Source organism: Streptosporangium sp. NPDC049644 (assembly GCF_040675205.1).
GTDB classification, from domain to species: Bacteria; Actinomycetota; Actinomycetes; order Streptosporangiales; family Streptosporangiaceae; genus Streptosporangium; species Streptosporangium fukuiense.
Genome location: NZ_JBFAOJ010000219.1, coordinates 1 through 3,145 on the forward strand (window position 1 = coordinate 1; position 3,145 = coordinate 3,145).

Consider the following 3,145-nt stretch of genomic DNA (forward strand, 5'->3'; position numbering starts at 1 on the left):
CGCGGTGCCGTAGGCATCCCGCATCTCCAGGTGAACGGCGCTGTGCTCGAAGCCGGCCAACAGCTCCTCGAACGCGTCGTCAGAGATGTTCATGGGCCTGCCGGCGTGAAGAACTGAAGCATTCGGTCGGGGGTCTCACAGGCGACCTCCCCCACGGGGATGTCCATCTGGGCGAGGGCTTCCGGGTCGGTGACAACCCAGCCCTGGACCACCCAGCTACCACGGTCGGTTCGGTAGACGGTCGGCGATCCGGTCGGGTTACTTTCGGGATCTTTACCTACGAACGTTAGACGCATGATCGGTTCCCCACTCTCATGGTGCGGAACGTTGCGGACCTCTGAGGCGGTCGTGGCTCTCTCGCGCAACATCTTCAACCTTCATGGACCGGCTTGTCAGTCGATCCCTAACGTCGGAGCGAAACGATCCCATCACACGGAGGTGTGCTCATGACACCCGACCTGTACGGAAGAACGGACCTGACCACCGCGAAGTTCACCCGCATCCCCTGCGGCGGGTCGAATGACGACGACGGCGAGGGGGAGGCGTGCCCAGAGATGGCCGTCGTTGGTGACGGTGTCTTCGCCCTGCGCGACAGCAAGAACCCCGGGGCGGGGACGCTCTTGTTCAACGGTGCCGAGTTGGCCGCTTTGCGCGACGGCATCGGCGCCCTGATCTAGCACCCCCGCGATGCGGACTTGCCTGTGGTACCACAGGCAAGTCCGTTAGTCGTATAGGGAGAGGACCAGTGCATCATTTTCACGGATATACATGGACAGGTCAGGCAGCGCCTTACCTGAACAGCGAGGGCATTCGCAGGCCATTTCATCCCGAATTTCAGTCTTCACCCCTTCCACCGATGAGATTGTGTGACTGGCTGCTCAAGCCGCACAACCGCATCGCCGCCTCGTTCGAGCAGGTCGACGACGCTGTGACGTGGCTCATTGACCAGTACGACATCGCTTGCCCCTCATTCCATCTCCCCGACCAGGAGGCGAAGATCGGCCGGGAGCATCGCCATGAAGGAGTGGTGGAGGCACTCCCCGGCGGTACCGATATCCAGTGGGGATTCCATCTCAAAGGAGAGCGCTTTGTTTCGATGGGAATTATCTGCTGCCCGAACAAGCACGCCCCTGATTACAAGTGCCCGAAAGGTCGGCGATAGCTGACGTTACGGGTTGAGCTTCCCTCCACAGTCCTCGTCACGGAGACGACCGACAAAGGAGAATCACGCCATGCACGACCAGCCTTGGACCACCGCGCCTCTGGTCGCCTTCGACCTTGAGGGCAGCGGCAGCCAGGACCACGAGCACGAGGCGATCCTGGAGGTCGGAGTCGTCCCGCTGGTTGACGGGCACCCGGACATCCGAAACGCCTACGACTCGACGGTGAACCCTGGTCGGCGCATCCAACGCCGCCCCTGGTCCTCCCCCGGCCTGACCAACGACGTGCTCGGCCTGGCCCCGCGACTGGACGCCATCGAACCGGAGCTGGCCGGCCGCCTGAACGGGACAAGCATCGTCGGCCACAACGTCAACGTGGACTGGCGGCTGCTGTCACCGCGCTGCCCCGGCATCCGACCGGCCTCGCTGATCGACACGCTCAAACTCGCCCGCCTCATCCATCGGAAAGCTCAGCCGCGAACCCTGACCGCGCTCCTCGCCTACTACGAACTCGACGACGAGGTGACCGAACTGTCCGGCGGGCAACCACACCGCGCCCTGTGGGACGCGGTCGGCGCCGGACTGCTCCTCGGCGCGCTCATCCGGGAACTTCCTCATGGGGGCAGCCTGACTGTCACCGGGCTGCACACCGTGGCGGGCGTGTCGTTGGGTGACGCCGAGCAGACGTTGCCGCTGTTCTAAACCTGCGCCAGGGCAGCGCGGACCAGCGAGTCGCAGGTGTCCGTCGTCCACTCCAGGTCGATGCCAAGGGAACGCGCGAACGCGTCGAAGTGAAGAGGAGAAACCTCGACTCACTCCTGTCCGACGATGACCTTCCGGTGGTAGGCCAGGTGCTCCGGGTTGATGTCGTGGTTCGGGGCGAGTCGCAGGGGGCCAAGCGAGACGCCGGAGGTCATGTCCATCACCGCGAGGTCGGCCTGGATGGCGATCGCGCCCCGGTCGAACAGGACGTGGTCGTTGGGGCAGAGGCAGAGCAGGTTGTCGGGCTCGTCCGGGCCGTTGTGCGGCTCTCCGAGCGGGCGGATGTGGGCTCCCTCCGCGTAGAAGCCCCGGCGGAGAGCGAGACGGTTACCGCAGAACTGGCAGCGGAAGGCGTGCGCCTGCTTGATCTGCCCGGCGAGCAGGGAGTCGCGGATGACGCGCTCCATGATGGACTCGCTACGGCCCGGTGTGGGGGACCCGCCGTGAATGGCGACCGCGTCCAATCCGAGCCTGGCGAGAAGCGCGTTGTGGTCGACCTCGTGGAAGTACGCGCTGAGCAGCCGCACGACGATCTGGGCTCGGATCTCCTCCTGATCGGCGACGATCTCATATGCCCACGGCCGCAGGCCACTGTTCGGCCGGTGCTCCTTCATCCACTGCTGTGCGGGCCGGCCACTGGCGGGCGGCACGTTGGCGTGACCCGGCAGATCCCACAGGCCGTGGTGGTAGAGCCACAGTACGGGGAACTCCGGATTGGGCCGGTCCTCCTCAAGGCCGAACTCCTCGATGAGCCATCCGAGCTCGCGATAGGTGTTCTCCCACGGCGTGAGGCGTGGCTCGCCCTGGGCCGCGCGGCCGATCGCCCAGAGCAGGGTCAATGGCTGATGCCGTTTCTGCGCACCGGTCGTGGGAGAAACGGCGGGCTTGAGCGAGTCGACCTTCTGCAGGAGGTCTTCGATGGAGGGCACTTCGGCAGCCTGCCCCGGTTTCGTCACCTCGAAGCCCAGGCCGCCGAGCACCCGGGCAACGGTGGCATTCCCGCCGGAGAACTCGTCAGGACGCAGCGGCCTGCCGCCGACTCCCCGGTAGGCGACTCCGGCGATCGCCTTGGAGTCGTACCGCTTGCCGCCGTGGACGAGGAAGTAGCCGATGGCCCGGCGGTAGCCGTACTGACCATGAAATCTCGGCGTGACGATGTGCACGGGGCCGCTTCCAGTTCGTTGTTCGCGTAGGTGTAGACCTGAAGGTATGAGATACGCGGA

Annotated in this window: 4 protein-coding genes; 3 read left to right on the top strand and 1 reads right to left on the bottom strand. The window is 65.1% G+C overall.

The genetic code is table 11. The features are described 5' to 3' along the window. The first annotated feature begins 446 nt into the window (after window positions 1-446). From AB0J58_RS44480 to AB0J58_RS44490, 3 genes are all read left to right on the top strand, one after another. A complete protein-coding gene (locus AB0J58_RS44480; protein ID WP_364227777.1) occupies window positions 447-677 on the top strand; it encodes a DUF397 domain-containing protein in 231 nt (76 codons plus the stop codon). Window positions 678-745: 68 nt separating this feature from the next. After that, window positions 746-1,162 carry a hypothetical protein gene (locus AB0J58_RS44485; protein ID WP_364227780.1) on the top strand — a complete coding sequence of 139 codons (417 nt, stop codon included), beginning with the start codon at window positions 746-748 and terminating at the stop codon, window positions 1,160-1,162. Between the two features lie 70 nt (window positions 1,163-1,232). Further along, the gene (locus AB0J58_RS44490) at window positions 1,233-1,862 is read left to right on the top strand and encodes a 3'-5' exonuclease (protein WP_364227783.1); all 630 of its coding nucleotides are present in this window, start codon (window positions 1,233-1,235) and stop codon (window positions 1,860-1,862) included. 110 nt (window positions 1,863-1,972) lie between these two features. Here AB0J58_RS44490 and AB0J58_RS44495 read toward each other — a convergent pair whose 3' ends face one another. Next, window positions 1,973-3,085, bottom strand: a complete 1,113-nt coding sequence (locus AB0J58_RS44495) for an HNH endonuclease (protein WP_364227786.1) — start codon at window positions 3,083-3,085, stop codon at window positions 1,973-1,975. Window positions 3,086-3,145 lie beyond the last annotated feature (60 nt).